Here is a 24,191-nt window from a genome sequence, read left to right as displayed (position 1 = left end):
CGGGATCAATGGTTGAACTTGACGTTTGCAGCGACGGTGACGAAAACGACGAAGGCGGACGCGATGACGGAAAGCGCCTGATGCTGGATCTGTTCGCCAATGCTTGTCGAATACAGCAGGCCCGCCTCGATCTGCAGCGCCATCGTGGAGTAGGCGTGATAGGCCTGCTGCATGCAGCGGGCGAGCAGCAGGATGAATACTGCGACCAGAACCGCGTTGAACGGCCGCGCGATGCTGTTAAGGCCGCTTCGGCCCAAGGCGAGACCGAGCACGGCGGTCAGGGCGAAGGACACCGAGACGAGGAAGGAGACGAGGTCCTTGAACAATCCCGCCGCGGCGATGCGTGCATCCATGTTCTTCATCACCGAATCCGCCGGGACGATCTCAGGGATCGCGCGCGGGGCGGGATAGGCCAGCAGCATGGCGAATGCGCCCAGCATGATCGCTGCGCCGGTGATGAAGCAAAGATAACGGAATGCGGTCCGGCACGCCCGGGTAAATGACTCTGAAAAGCACGGCATGCGCCCCGCTGCCCCACGTGGTATCGCAACGGTAATGCTATCTAAGGTCGCATTATGGTTTCAACATAAATCTTTGGTTGTCGTCACCTCTCACACCCGCAGCCCGTTCTCCTGCGCCAGCGCCTTCAATTCCCGCTCCGGCCGCGCGCCCATATGGGAGATGATCTCGGCCGCCGCGAGGGCGCCGAGGCGCAGCGAGTCCTCCGGGGAGAGCCCGCGGGCGTGGCCGTGCAGGTAGCCGGCGGCGAACAGGTCGCCGGCGCCGGTGGTGTCCACCACCCGCTCGACCGGGAAGGCCGGCACCTCGACCAGCGCGTTGCCCGCCACCGACAGCGCCCCCTTCTCCGAGCGCGTCACCACCGCCCGCGCCACGTCGCGGCGCAGCGCCGCCAGCGCGGTGTCGAAATCCCCGGTCTCGTAGAGCGACTTCAGCTCCGCCTCGTTGGCGAAGACGAGGTCGACCGTGCCGTTGCGCATCAGCGCCAGGAACTCGGCGCGGTAGCGGTCGACGCAGAACGCGTCGGACAGCGTCAGCGCCACCGTGCGCCCGGCGGCGCGGGCGATGTCGGCGGCCTTGAGGAAGGCGCGCTTCGCCGCCGGCGGATCCCACAGATACCCTTCGAGATAGGTGACCGCCGCGCCGGCCACCACCGCCGGGTCGACGTCCTCGGGCGAGAGGTCCTGCGCCGCGCCGAGATAGGTGTTCATGGTGCGCTCGCCGTCCGGCGTGACGAGGATCAGGCAGCGCGCCGTGGCGGGGCCGGTGGAGGCGGCCGGCGTGTCGAAGGCGACCCCGGCGGCGCGGATGTCGTGGCCGAAGATGGCGCCGAGCGTGTCGTCCTTCACCTTGCCCACGAAGCCCGCCCGCCCGCCGAGCGAGGCCACCCCGGCGGCGGTGTTGGCCGCCGAGCCCCCCGAAATCTCGACGCCCGGCCCCATCGCCGCGTAGACGCCTTCCGCTCGCGCCTCGTCGATCAGCGTCATGCTGCCCTTAGGCATGGCGTGGCCGGCGAGGAAGTCGTCATCCGCGCGCGCGAGCACGTCGACGATGGCATTGCCGAAGGCGAGGACGTCGAGCCTTGTGTCGGGCACGGGCGTGGTTCCGGATCGGGGACGGGGAGGCTCCCCGCCGGTTAGCAGACGGGCCGCCGGGGCGCAACGCACGCGCCGGCGGCGGGCCATTGCCAGCGCCGCACGCTTGCGCTACCTATGGAACATAGCAGGAACAAGAAGCCATGTCCCCGGATATCGTGCTCTACACCAACCCGCAGTCGCGTGGGCGCGTCGCCCGCTGGATGCTGGAGGAGGTCGGCGTGCCCTACCGCGCCGAGGTCCTCGGCTATGGGCCGCCGATGAAGACGCCCGACTATCTCGCCATCAACCCGATGGGCAAGGTTCCCGCCCTCGTCCACGGCGCGACGGTGGTGACCGAGAACGCCGCCATCTGCGCCTATCTCGCCGACGCCTTCCCCGCGGCCGGCCTCGCCCCGCCCCCGGCCGAGCGCGGCGCCTATTACCGCTGGTTCTTCTTCCTGGCCGGCCCGTTCGAGGCGGCGATCTTCAACCGCGCGCTGGGTCTCGACGTGCCGGCCGACAAGCAGGTCGCGATCGGCTACGGCACCTGCGAGCGGGCGCTCGACACGCTGGAGCAGGCGGTAAGCCGATCCGACTATCTGGCGGCGTCGAGCTTTACCGCGGTCGACCTGTTCGCCGGCGCGCTGCTCGATTTCGGCATGCGGTTCGGCATGGTCGAGAAGCGCGCGGCCTTCGAGGCCTATGCCGCCCGCATGACGGGACGCGAGGCCTCCCGCCGCGCCGCCGCGAAGGATGACGCGCCGGCCGCGGCGGTGTGAGACGAGGGCGTCCGCGCCGCCGGGGGAGGGGGCTCCACGCGTGAGAAACGCGCGGGCATCCGGCGTCGAAAAGGCTCATACCGCGTCTCGGGACGGCTGGATGCGCCGGGCGAGCCGGAGTGTGCTCTGCCGCCGCGGCGCTCCGTGGTCCTAGCCGGCGGACTGTCGGGGGAGCGCCTAGGCGCGAGGAACGGGCGGGCATCCGAGGTTCCGTGGCTTATACCTCGTCCCGGAGACGGCTCTATGCGCAGGGGAGCTGAGGGCGTTCTGCCGCCGCGGCGCTCCATGGCCGAGGTAGGCGGACTGCCGGGGGGCTCCACGCGTGGGGAGCGCACGAGCATTCGAAATGCCATGGCTCATACGCGGTCACGGGCGCAACTCGTGCATCCGGCTTCTGAAGGCTCATACGCCGTCCCGTGGACGGCTCGATGCGCCGGGCGAGCCGGAGTGTGCTCTGCCGCCTCTTCCCTTCGCGCCGTCGCGGGGGTGTGGCGCCGGCGATCGACGTGAAAGCGCGTCGGGCTGTACGCCGCGGCGCGCCGTTCCGTCGCGCGGTGTTGCGGCGAAGGCCTATCCAGCCGCTTGGCCGGGGTGGAAGGGCTGTCGCCTGGCCGCAGCGGTCGGCAGGTCGCCGTGGACGGGTTCCGTCGCGCGGTGGTGCGGCCAAGGCCTATGGCATCCGCTTGGCGAGGGTGGGCGGTCCGTTGCCTGGGCGCAGCGGTCGGCAGGTCGCCGCGGATGGGTGCCGTTGCGTGCCTTGCCGCTTGCGTCATCCTGCTCCTTCCTGGTGCCCTCCTTGCCTTGCCTTGCCTTGCCTTGCCTTGCCTTCCCGACCCTGCGCGCCCGACGCGTCGGCGGGGCGGGGAAGGCGCTTGCCGGCCATGCGGTTCCGGCATATGGGACAGACCTGTCTCATCTCTGGGAGCGTTCGGCATGGAGCCGCCCGAGCCGTCCCCGCCGCGTGGCCGGCGCGCGCACATTCTCGGCGTGGCCTATCGCCTGTTCCGGCGGGAGGGATTCCGCGCCACCGGGATCGACCGGATCATCGCCGAGGCCGGCGTGGCCAAGATGACCATGTACCGGCACTTCCCCGCCAAGGACGAACTGATCGTCGCCGTGCTGGCGGGACGGGCCGACCGCTTCGAGCGCCGGCTCGACGGTGCGCTGGCGGGGGCGCACGGGGTGGGCGGCCGGATCGACGCCGTGCTGGACCTCTATGCGCGCTGGTTCGACAGCCCCGATTTCCATGGCTGCCTCTTCGCCCACGCCCTCGCCGAATTCCCCGATCCTGCCCATCCGGTCCATGCGGCCGCCGCCGCGCAGAAGACCGCGCTGCGCGCCCGCCTCGCCGGCATTCTCGCCGCCGAACACCCGCCCGCCCGTGCCGAGCGGCTCGCGACGACGGTCGTCCTGCTGATCGAGGGCGCCACCTTGCTCGCCGAGACCGGCATGGGCGCGGCGGCGATCGCCGCAGCGCGGGCGGCCGTGCCGGACCTCCTCGCTGCAGCGCAGGCGCAGCCATGAGCCCCGCCGCCATCGCGCTCGCCCTGTCGGCGGCGATGCTCCATGCCGGCTGGAACGCCTTCCTGCGCGGCGGCGCCGACCGCTTCTGGACCCTCACCGTGATGGGCCTCACCGGCGCCGCCGTGGCGCTGCCGGCGGTGCTGGCGCTGCCGCTGCCGGCGCCCGCCGCCTGGCCGTTCCTCGCCCTCTCCGTCACGATCCAGGTCGGCTACGGCTTCCTGCTGGCGGCGACCTATGGGCGCGGCGAGCTGGGCCAGGTCTATCCGATCGTGCGCGGCTCGGTGCCGATCCTCGTCACCGCCGGCGGCGTGCTGTTCGCCGGGGAGCATCCCGGCGGCCTGCGGCTACTCGGCGTCGCGCTCATCGCGGCGGGTATCGCCAGCCTCGCCCTCGGCCGCGGCCGCGCCACCGTGGCGACGCTGATGCTGGCGATCACGGCGGGGATGCTGATAGCCACCTATGCCGTGGTCGACGCCGCCGGCGTGCGCGCGGCCGGCGCCGGCGCGCCCTATGTCGCGGCCTATGTGTCATGGGTGCTGCTGCTCTATGGCATCGCCCTGCCGGCGGTGTTCCTGCTCTGGCGCGGCCGGCCCGCCCAGCCGCTCCGCTCGGCCGAGACCGCCCGCGCGGTGGGCGGGGGCCTGGTGGCGCTGCTCGGCTACGGGCTGGTGCTCGCCGCCTTCGCCATCGCCCCGGCCGGCCCGGTGACGGCGCTGCGCGAGACCAATGTCGTCTTCGCCGCCCTGCTCGGGCATGTCTTTCTCGGCGAGCGCCTGACGCTCCGCCGTCTCCTCGCCTGCGCCCTCGTGGCGCTGGGCGTCATTTTGATCGCGCTGCGGTAGGGTCTTTCCGGCGAACGTGAGTTCACCGGAATGGCTCCAGTTCATTGTTTCAGTCTTCATACGAACCGGAATTCCACGTTCCCGCGAAAACGCTCCAGGGTGGGAGCGGCTATGAGGCCGGCGCCTCGGCCGCGGCCATGGCGGCCATGACGGGCCTGTTGCCTGCGGCTTCGCCTGGTCCTCGGCTGGCCGGCGGCAGCCACGGCGCCGACCTCAAGCCGGGAGCCGTCCACCGTCGCTGGCGCGTCAGGTACTCACGGGAATCAGGGCGAGAAGCGGAGGGGCGCCACGTTCGGCTAAACGGTCGTTGACGCATGCGACGCCGATGACGAGCGCCGCGTGGTGTTCGGGGCATCGCACCATGAAGTCGGCGGCGCCGGCGATCCGCAGGCCGAGCATGTCGCCCCTCGGGATGGTCCAGCCCGTCAGGCCGCTGCCGGGCTCGTCGATACAGCCCATGCAGTCGATCCAGGCGTCGAGGTTCCGGCCGTAGAAGCCCGGAAAACCGAAGGTCTGCTGGAAGACCGCGTGAAAGCTGGCCCAATCCGTGATCAGACTGGCCGGAATGTCGACGAGGTGAATGCGCATGGCACGGCTCCGGTCGGTGTGTCGACCCGCGAACCTTGCCGCGGAGAGCCGCCCCCCGCCATCCCCCGTGTCGATGGACCCGCTGTTTGAATCCGGAGCGTTTCCTGATCGGTCGGATGTTCCATCCGAACGGGAAGCGCTCTAAGGGGAGAGCGACAGGGATCCCATGAGCCTGCTGCGCCGTTCCTCCACCGTCACCGCCATCACGCTCGCCTCGCGCCTGCTCGGCGTGGCGCGCGATGCCGCCGTCGCGGCGCTGTTCGGCACCGGCGCGGTGGCGGATGCCTCCGTCGCCGGCCTCGCCCTGCCCCAGCTCGCCCGACGGCTGCTGGGGGAGGGCGCGGTGAACGGCGCCGTCGTGCCGCCGGTGCGGGCCGCCGAGGCGCAGGCGGGCGAGGCCGCCGCGCGGGCGCTGGCGGGTTCCGCGCTGGTGGCGCTGGTGCTGGCCGCCGCGCTGCTCGCGCTGCTGGCGGCGCTGTTCATGCCCGGGGTGGTGGCGCTGGTCGCGCCCGGCTTCGACATGGACGGCTCGCGCGCGGAGGGGGCGAGCTTCATCGGCCGCCTCGCCATCGTCTGCCTGCCGCTGATGGCGGCCGCGGGCGTGCTCTCGGCGCTGGCCAATGCCAGCGGACGGGTGGCGCTGCCGGCCGCCTCGCCGCTGGTCGGCAACGTCGCCGTGCTGGCCGTGCTCGGCGGCCTGCTGCTGGCGCTGCATGCGGGCGGGGCGGGGGATCGCGCCGCGCTGGTCTGGCTCGGCCTCGCCACCATCGCCGGCGCGCTCGGCCAGCTCGGTGTCGCCCTGCTCGCCGTGCGGGGCGGCCGGCTGTCGCCGGGGCTGACGAGCCCGCGGCGCTGGCGGGCGGCCCTTGCCCCGGCGAGCCTGCGCGCCGCCCTGCCGATCCTCGGCGCCACCGCGCCCGCGCTGTTGACGACGGCGCTGCCGCAACTGCGCTTCATCATCGCCGGGGCTGCCGCTTCGGGCGTCGTCGGCGGCGTCGCCGCGCTGTTCTATGCCGGGCGGCTGATCGAATTGCCGCTCGGCCTGGTCGGTGCCAGCGCCGGCGCCGTGCTGCTGCCGGCGCTGGCCGGCGAGGCGCGCGGCGAGCGCGATGCCTCGGGCGGGGCGGGCGCGCGCGGCATCGAGGCGGCGCTCGCCTTGACGCTGCCCGCCGCCTGCGGCCTCGCATTGCTCGCCGGCCCGGTGGTCGGCGTGCTGTTCCGGCGCGGCGCCTTCGATGCCGGTGCCGCCGAGGCGACGACGCTGGCGCTGGTGACGCTGGCGGCGGGTGTGCCGCTGCAGGCGGCGGAGAAGATCCTCGCGGCCATCGCCTTCGCCCACGGCCATGCCCGCCTCGCCACCCGCGCGGCGCTGCTCGCCCTCCTCGCGGGGGGGATCACGGGTTTCGCGACGGTCGGTTCGCTCGGCATCGCCGGGCCGGCGCTCGGGCTCGTTCTGTCCAGTCTGATCGGTCTGACCATCCTCCTCACTGCACTGATCGGTCACCGCCTGATCCGGCTCGATCGGGCCGCCTGGCGCCGGCTCGGGGGCATCGCCGTGGCGGCGCTCGCCATGAGCCTCGCTTTGCTGCCGCTCCGCGCCCCGGTCGCGGCGATGGTCGGCGCGGGGGGGATCGGCGCCTGGGCGGCGCTCGGTGCGGCGGTGCTGTTCGGCGTCGGCGTCTATCTCGCCGTCGCCCGCCTCGCCGGCGGCCTCGACATCGCCGCGCTGAAGGCGGCGTTGAAGGGGTAGCGATCTTGCCCCGCCTGCCCGCCCATGCCATGAGGCCGTGCGCGATGTCCGCCCCTTCCGGACACGCGGATCGAAGGACCCAACGACATGGCGTTTGCGCAGCGCGTCTTCTCCGGCGTCCAGCCGACCGGAAACCTGCACCTCGGCAATTATCTTGGCGCGATCAAGCGCTTCGTGGAATTGCAGGACAGCTACGACTGCATCTATTGCGTCGTCGACATGCACGCCATCACCGTCTGGCAGGACCCGGTCGACCTCAAGCGCGCCATCCGCGAGGTGACCGCCGCCTACCTCGCCTGCGGCATCGACCCGACGCGCCATATCGTCTTCAACCAGAGTCAGGTGCCCGGCCATGCCGAGCTCGCCTGGGTGTTCAACTGCGTCGCCCGCCTCGGCTGGCTGAACCGCATGACCCAGTTCAAGGAAAAGGCCGGCAAGGACCGCGAGAACGCCTCGGTCGGCCTCTACGCCTATCCGAGCCTGATGGCCGCCGACATCCTGCTCTACCGCGCCACCCACGTTCCCGTGGGCGAGGACCAGAAGCAGCACCTCGAGCTCACGCGCGACATCGCGCAGAAATTCAACAATGATTACAACGCCTCGATCGAGCGTCTCGGCCTCGGCCCGACGTTCTTCCCGCTCACGGAGCCGTTGATCGGCGGCGAGGCGGCGCGGGTGATGAGCCTGCGCGACGGCACCAAGAAGATGTCGAAGTCGGATCCCTCCGACCTCTCCCGCATCAACCTCACCGACGACGCCGACGCCATCGCCTCCAAGGTCCGCAAGGCCAAGACCGATCCGGAGCCGCTGCCGACGGAGACCGAGGGGCTGAAGACGCGCCCCGAGGCGGATAACCTCGTCGGCATCTACGCCGCGCTCGCCGGCACCACCCGCGCCGATGTGCTGAAGGATTTCGGCGGTGGCCAGTTCTCCACCTTCAAGGCGGCGCTGGTCGATCTCGCCGTGTCGAAGCTGGGCCCGATCGGCGGCGAGATGAAGCGCCTTGTCGACGACCCTGCCCATATCGACGCCGTTCTTGCCGACGGTTCCGCCCGCGCGCGCGTTCTCGCGGCGGAAACCATGGGCCATGTGAAGGACATCGTCGGCTTCGTGCGCTAGGCTGCGAGCCACACCCTCCCGGGGGTGCCATCGCCGGAGCGATCCATGCCGCGCACGCGCCGCAGTCACGAGGAAGGCCATCGCCGCAAGTTCCTCGTGGTCGTCGATGACACGCCCGAATGCGACAGGGCGGTCTATTACGCCGCCCGCCGCGCCGCCCGTACCGCCGGCGGCCTCGTCATGCTGGCGACTTTTGAGCTCGACGAGGCGGGCGGCCAGTGGCTCGGGGTGGCCGACCTGATGCGGGCCGAGGCGACCGACCACGCCACCGCCCGGCTCGGCCACTATGCCGCCCGGGCGCGCGCCTTGTCGGGTATCGAGGCCGAGGTCGTGGTGCGGGAGGGCGTGCTGGCTGCCGCCATCGCCCACCAGGTCGAGACGGACGAGGATATCGGCATATTGGTGCTGGCCTCGTCGGCGGCCGGCGAGGGCGCCGGGCCGCTGGTCCACGGCCTGCTTTCGGGCAATCTCGCGGCTTTCCCCATTCCGGTAACGATCGTTCCCGGCATGCTGACGGACGCCGAGATCGACGCGCTCGCGTGAGGCACTTTCGTTCGTGCCCGCCAGCCCTTATGTAGAGATGACACCCATGCCGCCGGGCCTTGAACCCGTACGGACGGAGCGAGCCATGTTCATCCAGACAGAAGCCACCCCCAATCCCGCCACGCTGAAATTCCTGCCCGGCCGCACCGTTCTCGCCCAGGGAACGCTGGAAGCGCGCAACGCGGCCGAGGCCGCGCGGTCGCCGCTCGCCGCGCGTCTGTTCGAGATTCCCGGCGTCACCGGCGTGTTCTTCGGCGGCGACTTCGTGACGGTGACCAAGGCTTCGGCCGACTGGGCGCATCTCAAGCCGGCGATTCTCGGCGCGATCATGGAGCATTTCGTCTCCGGTCGGCCGGTGCTGGCCGACGAGGACCTGCCCGGCGAGGATGACGCCTTCTTCGAGAGCAAGGATGCCGGCGTCGTCGATACGATCCGCGAGCTCATCGACACCCGCGTGCGCCCGGCCGTGGCCAATGACGGCGGCGACATCACCTTCCGCGGCTACAAGGACGGCATCGTCTTCCTCGCCATGAAGGGCTCCTGCTCGGGTTGCCCGTCCTCGACCGCCACGCTGAAGAACGGCATCGAGAACCTGCTCCGCCATTTCGTGCCGGACGTGGTCGAGGTTCGCCCGGTCTGAACGCGTCGCCCGGGCGCCGCCGCCTCCCCGCGGCGGTGGACGGACCTCGCGCGCGGCTTCCTCTCCGGCACCGCCGGGTGCATCGTCGCCGGGGAGGCCCGCGAAGCCATGCTGATTCTTGCCATCGATACCGCGCTCGAGGCCTGCTCGGCGGCGCTGCATGACGTCGAGACGGATGAGACGCTGGCGGCCGAGACGCTCGCCATGGAACGCGGCCATGCCGAGGAACTCGTGCCGCTCGTTGCGCGCGTGATGGACCGCGCCGGCTGCGGTTTCCCGGATATCGCCGCGTTCGCGGTGACGGTGGGTCCCGGCAGCTTCACCGGGCTCCGGGTTGGGCTGTCCGCAGCGCGCGGTTTCGGCCTCGCGACCGGTCGCCCGGTGATCGGCCTTACCACGCTGGCAACCCTCGCCGCACCGCTTCTGGCCGGCGACGATGCGGTGCCGGTTGTGGCCGCGCTCGATGCGCGCCACGGCAATGTCTATCTTCAGATGTTCGGTGCCGGCGGCCGCGTGCTGGTGGGCGCCCGCGCGGTCGGCGCCAAGGAAGGCGCCCGTGCCGTCGCCATCGGCGCCGTGCGCCTCGTCGGCTCGGGCGCCACGGCGCTGGCCGAGAACTGGCCGGGGGGAGAGGCGGAACCCTTGAGCGTCGATTCCCGCGCCACCCCCGATCCGGTCTGGCTGGCGCGGCTCGCTTCGGTCGCCGATCCTGCCAGCGCCAAGCCCCGCCCCCTCTATCTGCGCGGTCCCGACGCCCGCCCGCAGGACGGCGCGCGCATCGCGCGGCGGTGAGCGATGCCGGTCCCGGGCGGCGTCTCATGAGTGCGGGCTGGTGGCCGTGGCGGCACCGGCCGGCCGCGTTTCGCCGCGCCGCTCCCGCGGATGCCGCGGCGCTTGCCGCCGTCCATGCCACGGGATTTCGCCTGCCGTGGGAGACTCAGGAATTCGAGCGGATGCTCGTCGATCCGCTGAGCCGTGGCTGGGTCGCGACGGATGGCCCCCGCGGGCCGGTGGTCGGCTTCGTGCTGCTGCGCGGCGTGTCCCCCGAGACCGAGGTCCTGTCGATCGCGCTGGCGCCGCGCTGGCGCGGTAGCGGCGTTGCACGGGGCCTCATGGAGCGGGCCTTCGGCGAGCTCGCGGCGGAGGGCTTCACCATGATCTTCCTCGAAGTCGAGGAAGGAAACGGGCCTGCGCTTCGGCTTTACGACCGTGCCGGATTCCAGGAGGTCGGTCGCCGCGCCGCCTATTATCGCAACGCCGACGGCTCCCCGGTCGCCGCCATCGTAATGCGACGGGATATCGCCTGAGCCGTCCCGCGCAAGGAGGTTGCCGTCGACCGCCCGCTTGCGTCATAAGGCTCCTCGGTGGAAAGGACGAGCCCGGCATGAACGAGAAGACGACCGCGATCGAGGATGCCTGCGTGACCCTTGGGCTGCGCATGACCGACCAGCGTCGCGTCATCGCCCGCGTGATCGCCGATGCGCAGGACCATCCGGACGTCGAGGAACTGCACCGGCGCGCCGCCGCGGTCGACGACCGCATCTCCATCTCCACGGTCTACCGGACGGTGAAGCTCTTCGAGGATGCCGGCATCATCGAGCGGCATGATTTCCGCGACGGCCGCTCGCGCTACGAGCCGGTGCCGGACGAGCATCATGATCACCTGATCGACCTGCGGTCCGGTCATGTCGTCGAGTTCCGCTCCGAGGAGATCGAGCAGCTGCAGGAAGAGATCGCCCGCAAGTTGGGATTCCGGCTCGTGGGCCATCGCCTGGAGCTTTATGGCGTGCCGCTGGGCGCGAAGCCGAAGGCCAAGGACTGAGCCCATGCGCCTCTGGGCGATCCTGCTGCCGGTGGCGGCGGTGACGCTCGTCGGCATCCCGATGCAGGCCTTGGCGCTCGCGCTGCGGCTGCCGGCGCGGCGCGCCATTCCGCGCCTCTATTACCGCATCGTGCTGGCGCTGATCGGGGTCCGGGTGCGGGTGGTCGGCGAGTTTGCGGCGGGGCGGCCCCTGCTGATCGTGGCGAACCACGTCTCCTGGCTCGACATCCCAGTGCTGGGCGCGCGCATGCCGCTGGCCTTCGTGGCGAAGAGCGAGGTCGGCACCTGGCCCGGCATCGGCCTGCTGGCGCGGCTGGCGCGCACCGTCTTCGTCGACCGCCAGCGGCGCAGTGACACCGCCCGCGTCACCCGCGCCATGGCCGAGCGGATGGGTGAGGGCGATCCCGTCGTGCTGTTCGCGGAGGGGACCTCGAGCGAGGGCGTGCGCGTGCTGCCGTTCCGCTCCGCCCTGCTCGGCGCCACGCAGGCGGCCGTGGCGGGCGACACACCGGTGACCGTCCAACCGCTCGCCATTGCCTATATCCGCCAGGACGGCCTGCCGCTGCTCAGTCGCGAGCGCCACCGCATCGCCTGGTTCGGCGACATGGAGCTCGCGCCGCATCTCGCCGCGCTGCTGCGCCGCGGGGCGATCGACGTCGAGTTGCGGGTCGGCCCGCCGCTGGCAGGGGCGACGCGCAAGGAAATCGCGGTCGCGGCCGAGCAGTCCGTGCGGGACCTGCTTCAGGCCGCTCCGCGACGATGACAACGCGACCTGCCGCGGCACATTCCCTTTTGGCGGGAATCTCGCTACATAGAGCCAAGCGTGGACCACGGAGACGGTGGCGATCTCGACGAGAGGACGAACGGCACTGTGCGCGGGCGCCTTCACGACGGCGTCGTATCCGCGCGCCATTCTCACCAAGGCGTGCCCCGGAACCGACGGGCACCGCTCGATCGAAACGCAATGAGCGAAGCCCGCAAGCTGTACGTCAAGTCCTTCGGTTGCCAGATGAACGTCTATGACGCCCAGCGCATGACGGACACGCTGGCGCGCGAAGGCTATGTCGAGACCGACACGCCCGACGATGCCGATCTCGTCATCCTGAACACCTGCCACATCCGCGAGAAGGCCGCCGAGAAGGTCTATTCCGAGCTCGGCCGGCTTCGCCAGCAGCAGGAGGAGCAGGGCCGCCGGACCATGGTGGCGGTCGCCGGCTGCGTCGCCCAGGCGGAAGGTGCCGAGATCGTCAAGCGCGCCCGCGTGGTCGATCTCGTCGTCGGCCCGCAGAGCTACCACAAGCTGCCCGAACTCATCGCCGACGCCGAACGGCGCGGCGGCAATCGCCGCGCTGGCATCGTCGAGACCGAGTTCCCGGTCGAGGACAAGTTCGACTTCCTCGCCCCGCCGACCCCCGCCGCCATCGCGGCGCGCGGCCCGGCCGCCTTCGTCACCGTTCAGGAGGGCTGCGACAAGTTCTGCACCTTCTGCGTCGTGCCCTATACCCGTGGCGCCGAGGTTTCCCGCCCCGTCGACAAGATCCTCGACGAGGTCAAGCGTCTCGCCGATGGCGGCGTGCGCGAAGTCACCCTGATCGGCCAGAACGTCAACGGCTATCACGGCCTCGACGCCTCCGGGCACCCCGCCGGGCTCGCCGAGCTCGTGCGGCGCGTCGCCGGGGTGCCGGGCATCGTGCGGGTGCGCTACACGACCAGCCACCCGCGCGATATGGACGACGAGCTGATTGCGGCCCACGCCGAATTGCCGGCGTTGATGCCTTACCTGCACCTGCCGGTGCAGTCGGGCTCCGACCGCATCCTCGCGGCGATGAATCGCAAGCATGATCGCGCGCTCTATTTCGACATCGTGGCGCGCGTGCGCGCGGCGCGACCGGATATCGCCTTCTCCTCGGACTTCATCGTGGGCTTTCCGGGCGAGAGCGACGCGGATTTCGCCGATACGATGGATCTCGTCGAAAGGGTCGGCTTCGCCGGCGCGTTCTCGTTCAAGTACAGCCCTCGTCCGGGAACGCCGGCGGCGACGCAGGACGACCAGATTCCGGAAGCGGTGAAAAACGAGCGTCTTTACGCCTTGCAGGCGCTGATCGACCGGCAGAAGCAGGCCTTCGACGCCGCCTGCCGCGGCCGCCGCTTCGACATCCTGCTCGAGAAACCGGGCCGTTTTCCGGGCCAGCTCATCGGCCGTTCCCCCTATCTCCAGTCCGTCGTGGTGGAGGCGCCGCGCGCCGCCATCGGTTCGGTGGCGCGCGTTGTCATCGGCGACGTCAGCACCAAGAGCATGGCCGGCGCGATCGTCGGTGGCGAGTTGTTCGAGGGTGGCGTTTTCACGGGCGGTGCGCCCGATCGTCCCCATGCGTCGGTTTCAAGGGAGCAGGTGGAGGCTTGAGCGTGCGTCGACCCGGTTCGGATTCCGACAGGCCTTCCTATGGTCGCCCGCTTGCGGCGGCGCATGCCTCCAGCCGTGCCGGCCAGTCCGGCGCCGCCGGGACCGCGCCGTGGCTGGCGCCAGCTGCGGGCGCACCCGCGCAGATCGTGCTCGCCTTCGACGACAACCGGCTCGCCAGCCTGTTGTTCGGCCACTATGGCCAGAACCTCGCGCTCGTCGAGCGGCGGCTCGAGGTCGTCGCGGAGCAGCGTGGCAACCATGTCACCATCGAAGGCACGCGCGAGGCCTGCGACCAGGCGCGCCATGTGCTGGAGACGCTCTATGCCCGCCTCAAGCAGGGCGCCGAGATCGGCCCCGGCGATGTCGAGGGGGTGATCCGGGAGGCCGCGGCGCAGGGCTTCCTGTTCGATTTCGACCCGGCGACGCGCAAGCAGAGCTTCGACGAGATCCAGCTCCGGCGCCGCCCCGTCCGGGCCCGCACCGCCGCGCAGGACGCCTATATCCGGGCGCTGAAGCGCCATACCCTCGTCTTCGGCGTCGGGCCGGCCGGTACCGGCAAGACCTGGCTGGCGGTCGCCTATGCCGTGCATCTGCTAGAGCGGCGGGCGGTGGACCGGCTTATCCTCTCGCGCCCGGCGGTGGAGGCAGGCGAGCGCCTCGGCTTTCTGCCCGGCGATATGAAGGAGAAGGTCGATCCCTATCTGCGCCCGATCTATGACGCGCTGCACGACCTGATGGACCGCGCTTTCGTCGAGCGTGCGCTTACCTCCGGCGAGATCGAGATCGCCCCGCTCGCCTTCATGCGCGGGCGCACGCTGGCCAATGCCTGCGTGATCCTCGACGAGGCGCAGAACACCACCTCGATGCAGATGAAGATGTTCCTGACCCGCTTGGGCGAGAACTCGCATATGATCGTCACCGGTGATCCCTCCCAGATCGACCTTCCGCCCGGACAGACGTCCGGGCTCGCGGAAGCGGTCGGGCTGCTCAAGGATGTCGAGGGGGTCGAAGTGTGCCACTTCCAGGCCGCCGACGTGGTTCGGCACGAACTCGTCGGGCGCATCGTTGCCGCCTATGACGCCAAGCCGGCCGACGGGCGGGCGGGGTCGGGCTCGCGATGAGCCCCGACAGTACCGTCACGGTGGACGTGCTGGTCGAGGCGGACGGCTGGTCCGTCCTCCCGGACGCTGCCGGTCTCGTCGAAGCCGCTGTTCGCACCGCCTGCGTCGCGGCGACGGACGATCTGCCGTCCGGGGCCGACATCGCGGTGATGCTCACCGACGACGCGGCGGTTCGCACCCTCAACAGGGAATGGCGCGGCAAGGACAAGGCGACCAACGTGCTGTCCTTTCCCGCCGACCCCGATCTGGCGCCCGACGCGGGAGAGGCCCATCTGGGCGATATCGCCATCGCCTTCGAGACGCTCTGCCGCGAGGCGGAGGCGGAGGGAAAAACCCGTGGCCACCACCTGAGCCACCTCGCCGTGCATGGCACGCTCCATCTCCTCGGCTTCGATCATGAGACCGGGGAGGACGCCGAGGAGATGGAGGCGCTGGAGCGCCGAATCCTTGCGTCGCTGGGCGTGCCCGATCCTTATCTCGACACCGAACTGGTTGAACAGCACCCATGACCATGCCCGCTTCCCCTTCGAACGCGACGCCCCCGCCCGTCGATCCGCAGAGTACCGAGGGCCCGCTATCGGGGGCCCGACCATCGGAACCACGCGAACGCAGGCTGTTCGATCGGCTGAGGCTTCTGCTCGGGGGCTGGCGCTCCTCCGGGTCACTCCGCAGTGAGCTCGCCGAAGCTCTCGCCGCGCCCGAAACCGGCGCGAATTCCGCCGACCTCACCGTCACCGAACGCGCCATGCTCAGGAACATCCTCGAGCTGCGCGAACTGCGCATCGGCGATGTGATGGTGCCGCGCGCGGACATCGTCGCGGTGCAGAAGGACATCTCGCTCGGCGAGCTTCTCGCCGTCTTCGCCGACGCCGGCCATTCGCGTCTGGTGGTCTATGACGACACGCTCGACGATCCGGTTGGCATGGTGCATATCCGCGACCTTGTCACCTACCTGACGCAGCGCGCCATCCTCGGCCCGCGAAAGGCCGGCGCCCGCGAGGCCGCTGCTGCTGTCGCGCCGGACAAGTCGAGGCCGGCCTTCAATCTCAAGGCGATCGACCTCAGCCAGTCGCTGACCGCGGCGAAGCTTGTGCGCCGCCTGCTCTTCGTGCCGCCCTCGATGCCTTCCATCGAACTCCTCGCCAGCATGCAGGCGAGCCGCATCCATCTGGCGCTGGTCATCGACGAGTATGGCGGTACCGACGGCATCGTCTCGATGGAGGATCTTGTCGAGGAAATCGTCGGCGACATCGAGGACGAGCACGACGACGAGGATGCCTCGCTCATCGTCCGGCAAGCGGATGGCAGCTTCATTGCCGATGCGCGGGCGGGGCTCGAGGAGGTCGCCGAGGTCGTCGATCCCGCCTTCGCCATCGGCGAGGAGGCCGAAGAGGTCGACACGCTGGGCGGGCTGCTCGTCACGCTCGCCGGCCGGGTGCCGGTGCGCGGCGAGATTGTCGCGGGTCCCGGCGGCTTCGAGATCGAGGTGCTGGACGCCGATCCGCGCCGGGTGAAGCGCCTGCGGCTCGTTCCGGCTGGCGAGGCGGGTGCGCGGCGCACGGCGCGACGGCGGGAGCGCACCGCCTCGGGCGAGGCGGAGCCCGCGAGCCTTCCGCCTCCCGCCGAGCAGTCGCCCGACCAGCGGACCCCGACGCCGCGCGATCCGGACGCGGCATGAACCGGGCCGGAAACCGGGATGGGATACGCGATGACCGCGGCCACTGCTCGGTGGCGGCGGTCGGCGTGTTGTCTTCTGCCATCCCGCGAAGCGGCGCATGAGCGTGCGACGCCTTGAAGCTCTGGCTGCGGCGATAACGCTGGCGACCGGCTGGAGGCGCGCGCTCACTGCGCTGGGGGCCGGGGCGTTTTCCGCGCTCGCGATGGCGCCGTTCGATCTGTGGCCGATCCTGGCGCTGACCCTGCCGGTGCTGGTGTGGCAGCTCGACGGCGCCGCCTTGAGCGGTGGACGGGGTTTGCGGGGGGCCTTCGCGAGCGGCTGGTGGTTCGGCTTCGGCTATTTCCTTGCCGGCCTGTGGTGGATCGGCAATGCCTTTCTGGTACAGGCCGACGTGTTCGCCTGGCTGCTGCCGGTGGCGGTGACGCTGCTGCCGGCGGGGCTGGCGCTCTTCACCGGACTGGGCTGCGCGCTTGCCCGTCTGCTGTGGACCGACGGCGCCGCGCGCTTCGTATCCCTGGCGATCGGCCTGACGGCTTCCGAGTGGCTGCGGGGGCATGTCCTCACCGGCTTTCCCTGGAACAATTTCGGATACGCACTCGCCTCCGACCTGAATTTCGCGCAATCGGCCTCGGTCGTCGGTCTCTGGGGGCTGTGCTTCATAACCCTGGCGGCGCTCTCGACCCCGGCCGCGCTGTCATCGGTGGGAACGCCTCGGCGGGCGCGCGTCGTCCCCGCGGTGGTGGCGGCGATCACGCTCGGGCTTCTCTGGGGGGCGGGGGCCTGGCGGCTGGCGACCACCGAAGTCGGGGTCGTGCCGGATGTCTACCTCCGGCTGATGCAACCGGATCTGCCGCAGGACCAGAAGTTCCGATACGACCGGCGCGACGCAATCGTGGATCGCTATATCGCCCTCAGTGAAAGCGAGGGCGGCCTTGGCCGGACCACGCATCTGTTCTGGCCGGAATCGGCGTTTCCCTTCTTCGTGGAGCGCGAACCGGCCGTTCTGCTCCGCCTTGCGGCGATGTTGCCGCCCCAGACGACGCTGGTGACCGGTGCGGCCCGGCTCGGCCCCCGTCGTGCCGGGGAGGAGCGGCCCGGCGTGTTCAATAGCCTGCTGGCAATCGACACAAACGGCGCCATCATCGCGACCGCCGACAAGGTTCATCTCGTTCCGTTCGGCGAGTATCTGCCTTTTCAGGAAACGCTCGAGGCGCTGGGATTGGAGCAGCTCACGCGCGTGCGCGGCGGCTTCCTGGCCGGCCGCGAACGCCGCGATTTCGCCGTCCCCGGCTTGCCGTCCATCGGCCCGTTGATCTGCTATGAGGCCATCTTCCCGGGGGCCGTGACCCCCGTGGGCGCCCGCCCGGGGCTGTTGCTGAACGTCAGCAATGATGCGTGGTTCGGAATAACGCCCGGACCCTTTCAGCACTTCTCCCAAGCGCGCCTGCGAGCCGTGGAGGAGGGGCTTCCTCTCGTGCGGGTGACCAATAACGGTATCTCCGCCGTGATCGACCCGCTGGGGCGAATCGGGGGAATTCTACCGCTGGGTGTATCCGGGGTCCTCGACACGGCACTGCCGACAGCTCTTTCCGCGACGACCTATGCATCTAAAGGTAATTGGATATTGCTTTCATTCGGTGTTCTTGCCTTGGCGCTGGTTATTATGGTGCAACGCAAATCGGCAACCAAAAGTTGATCGACGGTCTCGACCCCTTTGCCTAGACTGCCGCCCGGGGTGGGCGTGCCCTGCTTTTGCAATCATGGCTGGGGAGTAGGGCAATTGCGTATAAGCGAGGAAGTCGATGACCAAGAAGTCCCCAAATCCGGTCGACAAGCACGTCGGTAGTCGGGTGCGCATGCGACGGATGATGGTCGGCATGAGTCAGGAGAAGCTGGGGGAAAACTTGGGGATCACCTTCCAGCAGATCCAGAAATACGAAAAGGGTACGAACCGTATCGGCGCCAGCCGTTTGCAGCATATCGCCAATATCCTCGGCGTTCCCGTCTCGTTTTTCTTCGAGGGGGCTCCGTCGACGTCCGGGGGTGGGGGCGGCTTTGCGGAAGGTGTTTCCCCGGCTTACGTGTCCGACTTTCTTGCGACTTCCGAAGGACTGGCCTTGACCCGCGCTTTTACGCGAATTGCGGACGGCAAGGTGCGCCGCCGCGTGGTGGATCTGGTCGAGGCCATCGCCGGCGAAGAGGCCAAAGTCTGATCGAACGGCAAGCGCGTCGGCCGGCTCTGGGTCCGACGCGCTGTTCGTTTCAACGAACGAGTTCGCGATTCCATCCTTGACCCTGTATCCACCTCCCGCTTAAACGGCTGGAAGTCGGATGCGGGTGTTGCCTTGCATCGCGAGGGCGAGGAGTGGAGCCAACGTGTCGCGCCAGGATTATCTTTTTACCAGCGAGTCCGTTTCCGAGGGTCATCCCGACAAGGTTTGCGACCGCATCTCCGACGAGGTGGTCGATGCCTTCTTCCGGCACGGCCCGGAATATGGCTGGGAACCGAGCCAGCTGCGCGTGGCGTCCGAGACTCTCGCGACCACCAACCGTGTGGTGATCGCCGGTGAGACTCGCGGCCCGGCGGAGATTACCCGCGACTTCATCTCCCACATCGCCCGTCTCGCCATCAAGGATATCGGCTACGAGCAGGACGGCTTCCACTGGGAGACGGCCGATATCGCCGTGCACCTCCACGCCCAGTCCGTCGACATCGCCCAGGGCGTGGATTCGGCCGGCAACAAGGATGAGGGAGCCGGCGATCAGGGCATCATGTTCGGCTATGCCTGCCGCGAGACGCCCGAACTCATGCCGGCGCCGATCTACTACGCCCACCGCATTCTGAAACTGCTCGCCGACGCCCGCCACTCGGGCGAAAGCCGCGTGCTGGGGCCGGACGCCAAGAGCCAGGTGACCGTCCGCTACGCCGGCGGCAAGCCGGTCGAGGTGACGCAGATCGTGCTGTCGACCCAGCATCTCGATGCCGACCTGTCCTCGCACGACGTCCGCAACATCGTCGAACCCTATATCCGTGAGGCGCTGCCGGCGGGGTGGGTGACGCCGGCGACGGTGTGGCACGTCAATCCGACCGGCAAGTTCGTCATTGGCGGTCCCGACGGCGACTGCGGTCTCACCGGGCGCAAGATCATCGTCGACACCTATGGTGGAGCGGCGCCCCATGGCGGCGGTGCCTTCTCCGGCAAGGATCCGACCAAGGTGGACCGGTCGGCGGCCTACGCCGCGCGCTATCTCGCCAAGAACGTCGTCGCCGCCGAACTTGCCGAGCGCTGCACCATCCAGCTCGCCTACGCGATCGGTGTCTCGGACCCGCTCGCCGTCTATGTCGACCTGCACGGTACGGGACAGGTCGATCCGGCCAAGCTCGAAGTCACCCTTCGCGAGGTGATGAACCTGCGGCCGCGGGGTATCCGTGAGCATCTGGACCTGAACAGGCCGATCTATGCCCGCACCTCTGCCTATGGTCATTTCGGCCGCGCGCCGGAAGCCGATGGCGGTTTCTCGTGGGAGAAGACCGACCTCGTCGAGGCGATCCGCTCGGCGGTCGGTTGATCGAAGGAAGCTGCTGTCGGGAGCAGCCACCACGCGGCGGCCCCACGTCAACCAGTTCATCCGGCCGATCGCATTGAATTGGGATTGCCATGGCGGCCGACGACCATTCCGCAAGCTCCGAACGGTTCTACGGGCGCCGACGGGGCAAGACGCTGCGGGCACTCCAGGTCGATCACATCGAGCGCGATCTGCCCGCGCTCGCCATCGATATCGAGCGTGACCTCGCGCCGCCGCTCGACGCGCTCTTCGCGATCCCTGTGCGTGCTATCCGGCTGGAGATCGGTTTCGGCAGCGGGGAGCATCTCGTCGCACAGGCGCAGGCCCATTCCGATATCGGCTATATCGGCGCCGAAGCCTTCCTGAACGGGGTCGCCACAGCGACCGCGGCGGTTACCGCCCGCGGTTTGCAAAATGTCCGCCTGTATGGCGACGACGTCCTGCCGCTGCTGGATCGGCTTCCGGCGGCGAGCCTCGATCGCGTCGATCTCCTCTATCCCGATCCCTGGCCGAAGCGGCGTCACTGGAAGCGCCGCTTCGTGCGGCCAGCGAACCTCGATCGTCTCGCGCGCATTATCGCTTCCGGCGGGCATTTCCGCTTCGCCACGGACGTCGAGGACTATGCCGCCTGGACGTTGCGGCACATGCTGGCGGACGAGCGTTTCGACTGGACGGCGCGGCGCGCTTCCGACTGGCGCGAGCCATGGCCGGGCTGGCCCGGCACGCGTTATGAGGCCAAGGCGCTGCGCGAGGGACGAACGCCGGGCTATTTCGAGTTTCGGCGCCGTTGAGCGCTGGAAAAGCGGAACTCTCCGGATGCCCCGGCGTTATTCGCCGCTATCATGGTGTTCCCGGTGTCGAGGAGGGTTTCATGGACGATCCGAAGCTGCAGGACGATTTCGCCAAGCTGTCTGCCGATCTCGCGACCTTGCGGGGGGATGTCTCGAAGCTCACCGACACGCTCGCCGCGCTGGTCCGCAACGAAGGCGAGGCCGTGAGTGCCGCCGTCAAGCAGCAGGTGAAGCGGGGCGCCGCGAAGGCGGAGGCGACCGCGGCCGGCCTTCTCGAAGAGGGAAGCGCCGCCGTGGACGAAGCCAAGGCCCGGGCCCAGTCTCTTGCCAGCGACGTCGGCACCGCCATCGAGCGTAACCCCTTCGGTGCGGTCATCGCCGCGCTCGGCGTCGGCTTCGTGTTCGGCCTGCTGACCCGGGGCCGTGATTGATGTTCCAGTTCCTGCTCGGTATCGCCGGCGTCGAGATGCGCCTTGCGGCGCGTCGCATGGCGTCGACCGCGCTTCTCTTCGCCATTGGCGGTGTCTTGCTGGTGGTCGCGCTGATCGGGCTGCTGGTCGCGGCCTTCGTGGCGCTGGCGAATGCGTATGACCCGATCGTCGCCGCGCTAATTGTGGCGGGCATCGCTTTCGTCGGAGGCACCATCGTGCTGGCGGTTGCCTACGCACGATTGAAGTCACCATCCCGCCGCGCCACGAGCCTGCCCCTCGGCGCCCTCGGGCAGATGCCGCCGGCCTCGCCTATCGCCGGGGCCATGCCCGTCGCGAAGCGGGCGCCGTTCGGAGCCGGCACGGTTATCGGCGTAGCGACCATAGCGGCGATCCTGGGCGTTGCGCTGGGACGACGGCTTTGAGCGAGAGGAGCGGCACGCGCTTGCGCTGAGTGCCGCTTTGGCTGTATAAGCCGCTCATCCAAATATCTCACAGCGATCGATTATGATCGGTTGAGAGTGGGCGCCTCCGGGAGCCCGCTCTTTTTGCATTGCGGTGTGCCCGCACGGAAAGATGAGCGATATCGAAGCGGAAGCTGCCGGAGCCCTGGATGAGGCACGGCTGATCATCGAGACCGGTCCGGCCGCCCGCGTGGCCGGGATCGTGGAGCCCGTGCTGGCGGGGCTGGGTTTCCGGCTGGTGCGCGTCAAGGTCTCGGGCCGGGATGGCGTCACCGTGCAGGTGATGGCCGAGCGCGCCGATGGCACCTTCGGCATCGACGAATGCGAGGCGGCGAGCCGCGCCATATCGCCGGTCCTCGATGTCGAAGATCCGATCTCCGGCGCCTATCACCTCGAAGTGTCCTCGCCGGGCATCGATCGCTCCCTGGTCCGCCGCAGCGATTTCCAGCGTTGGGCCGGCCACGAGCTGAAGATCGAGATGGCGGTGCCCCATGACGGCCGCAAGCGGTTCCGCGGCCTCCTGCTCGGGGCCGAGGGTGAACTCGCGGTGGTCCGGCTGCCCGATGCGCCGGCGGGCGCGGACGATACCGTCCGCCTGCCGATCGCCGATATCGGCGACGCGCGGCTTGTCCTGACCGAGGCGCTGATCCGCGAGGCGCTGCGCCGCGACAAGGCACTGCGCGAAGGGCGCGGCGAAACCGTCGAGGAGATCGACGACGAGGCCATCGCCGATGCCGCCCGCGAGGCGGCAGACGCCGAGGCACCTGCGCCCCGCCTGCTGCCCCGCAAGAAGCTGCCCCTGAAGTTCCAGAAGACGCCGCCCGGCAAGAAGAAGCGCAAGGACAACGCCAAGCGCTCGGCCGGCAAGAATCATCCCGGCGAATCCAGCCGGTCCATCCCCGCGAAGGAGACGCACTGATGGCTGTCGTCAGCGCAAATCGACTCGAGCTTCTCCAGATCGCCGATGCGGTCGCCCGTGAGAAGACGATCGACCGCAGCATCGTTCTGGCCGCCATGGAAGACGCGATCGCCAAGGCGGCGCGCTCGCGCTACGGCGCCGAGACCGACATCCACGCCGAGATCAATCCGCGCACCGGCGAGCTGCGCCTTGCCCGGCATCTGCTCGTCGTCGATCAGGTCGAGAACTCCGCCACGGAGATCCGTCTCGCCGATGCCCGTCGTCTGAATCCGGCTGCGCAGATCGGCGACCAAATTGCCGACACGCTGCCGCCCTTCGATTTCGGCCGCATCGCCGCGCAGTCGGCCAAGCAGGTCATCGTGCAGAAGGTGCGCGAGGCCGAGCGCGACCGTCAGTACGACGAGTACAAGGACCGCATCGGCGAGATCGTGAACGGTGCGGTGAAGCGCGTCGAGTATGGCAACGTCGTCGTCGATCTCGGCCGCGGTGAAGGCTCGCTGCGCCGCGACGAACTGCTGCCGCGCGAGGTGTTCAAGGTCGGCGACCGCATCCGCGCCTATGTCTACGACGTGCGCCGCGAGCCGCGCGGCCCGCAGATCTTCCTCTCGCGCACGCATCCCCAGTTCATGGCCAAGCTGTTCGCGCAGGAAGTGCCGGAAATCTACGACGGCATCGTCGAGATCCGCGCCGTCGCCCGCGATCCCGGCTCGCGCGCGAAGATCGCCGTCACCTCGCGTGATTCCTCGGTTGATCCCGTCGGCGCCTGCGTCGGCATGCGCGGCTCGCGCGTGCAGGCGGTGGTGAACGAGCTGCAGGGCGAGAAGATCGACATCATCCCGTGGTCGCAGGATGTCGCGACCTTCATCGTCAATGCGCTGGCCCCGGCCGAAGTGGTCAAGGTCGTCCTCGACGAGGACCGCGAGCGTATTGAAGTTGTGGTTCCCGATGCCCAATTGAGCCTGGCGATCGGGCGCCGCGGCCAGAATGTCCGGCTTGCCTCCCAGCTCACCGGCTGGGACATCGACATCATGACCGAGGCGGAGGAGAGCGAGCGGCGGCAGAAGGAATTCGCCGAGCGCACCAAGATGTTCGCCGAGGCGCTCGATCTCGACGAGATGATGGGCCAGCTCCTCGCCTCCGAAGGCTTCACCTCGGTGGAAGAGCTCGCCTATGTGCCGATCGGGGAACTGGCCGGCATTGAGGGCTTCGACGAGGACACGGCGCAGGAACTGCAGAACCGCGCGCAGCAGCACCTCGCCGCCGTCGAGGCGGAGCTCGACGAGCGCCGCCGGGCATTGGGCGTCGAGGATGCGTTGCGCGAAGTGCCGGGCATCACCTCGCCGATGCTGGTCGCTCTCGGCGAGAACGACATCAAGACCGTCGAGGATCTCGCCGGCTGCGCCACCGACGACCTGCTGGGCTGGACGGAGCGCAAGGATGGCGAGGCGGTTCATGTCGCCGGAGCGCTGGAGGGCTTCGAGCTGTCCAAGGAGGACGCCGAGGCGCTCGTCCTTCAGGCGCGCCTGAAGGCCGGCTGGATTTCCGAGGCCGACATCGCCACCGCTGAAGATGCGGAAGACGACGGCGCCGAAGGAACCGCCGAGGGTTGAGGAGGCA

General features: G+C 69.4%; 26 protein-coding genes. 23 read left to right on the top strand and 3 right to left on the bottom strand.

Annotated features, from left to right (window positions below; all coding sequences use genetic code 11):
• Positions 1–5: 5 nt before the first annotated feature.
• Together ACEUEL_RS19185 and ACEUEL_RS19180 are read right to left on the bottom strand one after the other, a co-directional pair.
• Positions 6–440: a hypothetical protein gene (locus tag ACEUEL_RS19185; RefSeq protein ID WP_405708824.1), complete on the bottom strand. Its 435-nt coding sequence runs from the start codon at positions 438–440 to the stop codon at positions 6–8.
• Between the two features lie 171 nt (positions 441–611).
• Positions 612–1,613: an adenosine kinase gene (locus ACEUEL_RS19180; RefSeq protein WP_405708822.1), complete on the bottom strand. Its 1,002-nt coding sequence runs from the start codon at positions 1,611–1,613 to the stop codon at positions 612–614.
• A gap of 143 nt (positions 1,614–1,756) precedes the next feature.
• On the opposite strand from ACEUEL_RS19180, the gene ACEUEL_RS19175 reads away from it, so the two are divergent.
• From ACEUEL_RS19175 to ACEUEL_RS19165, 3 genes are all read left to right on the top strand, one after another.
• Positions 1,757–2,374 (top strand): glutathione S-transferase family protein, encoded by a 618-nt coding sequence (locus ACEUEL_RS19175; protein WP_405708819.1) that lies wholly within the window; start codon positions 1,757–1,759, stop codon positions 2,372–2,374.
• A 933-nt stretch (positions 2,375–3,307) separates the two neighbouring features.
• Positions 3,308–3,898, top strand: coding sequence for a TetR/AcrR family transcriptional regulator (locus ACEUEL_RS19170; protein ID WP_405708816.1), 591 nt, complete (start codon positions 3,308–3,310; stop codon positions 3,896–3,898).
• On the top strand, positions 3,895–4,740 hold the full coding sequence (locus tag ACEUEL_RS19165) for an EamA family transporter (RefSeq protein WP_405708813.1): 846 nt from the start codon (positions 3,895–3,897) through the stop codon (positions 4,738–4,740). Before ACEUEL_RS19170 ends, ACEUEL_RS19165 begins: the two co-directional genes overlap by 4 nt.
• A 246-nt stretch (positions 4,741–4,986) precedes the next feature.
• Here the strand turns inward: ACEUEL_RS19165 and ACEUEL_RS19160 are convergent, their stop codons facing one another.
• Entirely contained in the window at positions 4,987–5,328 is a 342-nt protein-coding gene (locus ACEUEL_RS19160; RefSeq protein ID WP_405708811.1) for a barstar family protein, read from the bottom strand.
• Between the two features lie 166 nt (positions 5,329–5,494).
• Here ACEUEL_RS19160 and murJ point away from each other — a divergent pair, with 166 nt between their 5' ends.
• From murJ to nusA, 20 genes are all read left to right on the top strand, one after another.
• A complete protein-coding gene (gene murJ / locus ACEUEL_RS19155; RefSeq protein WP_405708808.1) occupies positions 5,495–7,078 on the top strand; it encodes a murein biosynthesis integral membrane protein MurJ in 1,584 nt (527 codons plus the stop codon).
• 87 nt (positions 7,079–7,165) lie between these two features.
• A complete protein-coding gene (gene trpS / locus ACEUEL_RS19150; RefSeq protein WP_405708805.1) occupies positions 7,166–8,197 on the top strand; it encodes a tryptophan--tRNA ligase in 1,032 nt (343 codons plus the stop codon).
• A gap of 45 nt (positions 8,198–8,242) precedes the next feature.
• Positions 8,243–8,740, top strand: coding sequence for a universal stress protein (locus ACEUEL_RS19145; RefSeq protein ID WP_405708802.1), 498 nt, complete (start codon positions 8,243–8,245; stop codon positions 8,738–8,740).
• A gap of 85 nt (positions 8,741–8,825) precedes the next feature.
• The gene (locus ACEUEL_RS19140) at positions 8,826–9,380 is read left to right on the top strand and encodes a NifU family protein (protein WP_405708799.1); all 555 of its coding nucleotides are present in this window, start codon (positions 8,826–8,828) and stop codon (positions 9,378–9,380) included.
• Between the two features lie 108 nt (positions 9,381–9,488).
• Positions 9,489–10,172, top strand: a complete 684-nt coding sequence (gene tsaB / locus ACEUEL_RS19135; protein WP_405708796.1) for a tRNA (adenosine(37)-N6)-threonylcarbamoyltransferase complex dimerization subunit type 1 TsaB — start codon at positions 9,489–9,491, stop codon at positions 10,170–10,172.
• 26 nt (positions 10,173–10,198) lie between these two features.
• Positions 10,199–10,687, top strand: a complete 489-nt coding sequence (locus tag ACEUEL_RS19130; RefSeq protein WP_405708793.1) for a GNAT family N-acetyltransferase — start codon at positions 10,199–10,201, stop codon at positions 10,685–10,687.
• Between the two features lie 77 nt (positions 10,688–10,764).
• Positions 10,765–11,202 carry a Fur family transcriptional regulator gene (locus tag ACEUEL_RS19125; RefSeq protein ID WP_405708790.1) on the top strand — a complete coding sequence of 146 codons (438 nt, stop codon included), beginning with the start codon at positions 10,765–10,767 and terminating at the stop codon, positions 11,200–11,202.
• Positions 11,203–11,206: 4 nt separating this feature from the next.
• Positions 11,207–11,965 (top strand): lysophospholipid acyltransferase family protein, encoded by a 759-nt coding sequence (locus ACEUEL_RS19120; protein ID WP_405708787.1) that lies wholly within the window; start codon positions 11,207–11,209, stop codon positions 11,963–11,965.
• Between the two features lie 201 nt (positions 11,966–12,166).
• Complete coding sequence (miaB, locus tag ACEUEL_RS19115) at positions 12,167–13,606, top strand: tRNA (N6-isopentenyl adenosine(37)-C2)-methylthiotransferase MiaB (protein ID WP_405708784.1); 1,440 nt, start codon at positions 12,167–12,169, stop codon at positions 13,604–13,606.
• A gap of 113 nt (positions 13,607–13,719) precedes the next feature.
• On the top strand, positions 13,720–14,727 hold the full coding sequence (locus ACEUEL_RS19110; protein WP_405709532.1) for a PhoH family protein: 1,008 nt from the start codon (positions 13,720–13,722) through the stop codon (positions 14,725–14,727).
• Complete coding sequence (gene ybeY / locus ACEUEL_RS19105; RefSeq protein WP_405708781.1) at positions 14,724–15,236, top strand: rRNA maturation RNase YbeY; 513 nt, start codon at positions 14,724–14,726, stop codon at positions 15,234–15,236. Before ACEUEL_RS19110 ends, ybeY begins: the two co-directional genes overlap by 4 nt.
• Before the next feature lie 236 nt (positions 15,237–15,472).
• A complete protein-coding gene (locus tag ACEUEL_RS19100; protein WP_405708778.1) occupies positions 15,473–16,405 on the top strand; it encodes a CBS domain-containing protein in 933 nt (310 codons plus the stop codon).
• A 97-nt stretch (positions 16,406–16,502) separates the two neighbouring features.
• The gene (lnt, locus tag ACEUEL_RS19095; protein WP_405708775.1) at positions 16,503–18,101 is read left to right on the top strand and encodes an apolipoprotein N-acyltransferase; all 1,599 of its coding nucleotides are present in this window, start codon (positions 16,503–16,505) and stop codon (positions 18,099–18,101) included.
• A gap of 106 nt (positions 18,102–18,207) precedes the next feature.
• Complete coding sequence (locus tag ACEUEL_RS19090; protein WP_405708772.1) at positions 18,208–18,618, top strand: helix-turn-helix domain-containing protein; 411 nt, start codon at positions 18,208–18,210, stop codon at positions 18,616–18,618.
• 163 nt (positions 18,619–18,781) lie between these two features.
• On the top strand, positions 18,782–19,975 hold the full coding sequence (gene metK, locus ACEUEL_RS19085; protein ID WP_405708769.1) for a methionine adenosyltransferase: 1,194 nt from the start codon (positions 18,782–18,784) through the stop codon (positions 19,973–19,975).
• Positions 19,976–20,064: 89 nt separating this feature from the next.
• A complete protein-coding gene (gene trmB, locus ACEUEL_RS19080) occupies positions 20,065–20,763 on the top strand; it encodes a tRNA (guanine(46)-N(7))-methyltransferase TrmB (RefSeq protein ID WP_405708766.1) in 699 nt (232 codons plus the stop codon).
• Between the two features lie 80 nt (positions 20,764–20,843).
• Positions 20,844–21,194, top strand: coding sequence for a hypothetical protein (locus tag ACEUEL_RS19075; protein ID WP_405708764.1), 351 nt, complete (start codon positions 20,844–20,846; stop codon positions 21,192–21,194).
• A complete protein-coding gene (locus tag ACEUEL_RS19070) occupies positions 21,194–21,616 on the top strand; it encodes a phage holin family protein (RefSeq protein ID WP_405708761.1) in 423 nt (140 codons plus the stop codon). The genes ACEUEL_RS19075 and ACEUEL_RS19070 overlap by 1 nt, the downstream gene beginning before the upstream one ends.
• A gap of 151 nt (positions 21,617–21,767) precedes the next feature.
• Complete coding sequence (gene rimP, locus ACEUEL_RS19065) at positions 21,768–22,574, top strand: ribosome maturation factor RimP (RefSeq protein ID WP_405708758.1); 807 nt, start codon at positions 21,768–21,770, stop codon at positions 22,572–22,574.
• Entirely contained in the window at positions 22,574–24,184 is a 1,611-nt protein-coding gene (gene nusA / locus ACEUEL_RS19060; RefSeq protein ID WP_405708755.1) for a transcription termination factor NusA, read from the top strand. The genes rimP and nusA overlap by 1 nt, the downstream gene beginning before the upstream one ends.
• Positions 24,185–24,191: the final 7 nt, after the last annotated feature.

The organism is Ancylobacter terrae (assembly GCF_045108345.1).
Classification (GTDB): domain Bacteria; phylum Pseudomonadota; class Alphaproteobacteria; order Rhizobiales; family Xanthobacteraceae; genus Ancylobacter.
Note: the sequence above shows the minus strand (reverse complement) of the source record. Positions and strands in the feature narration are given on the sequence as shown.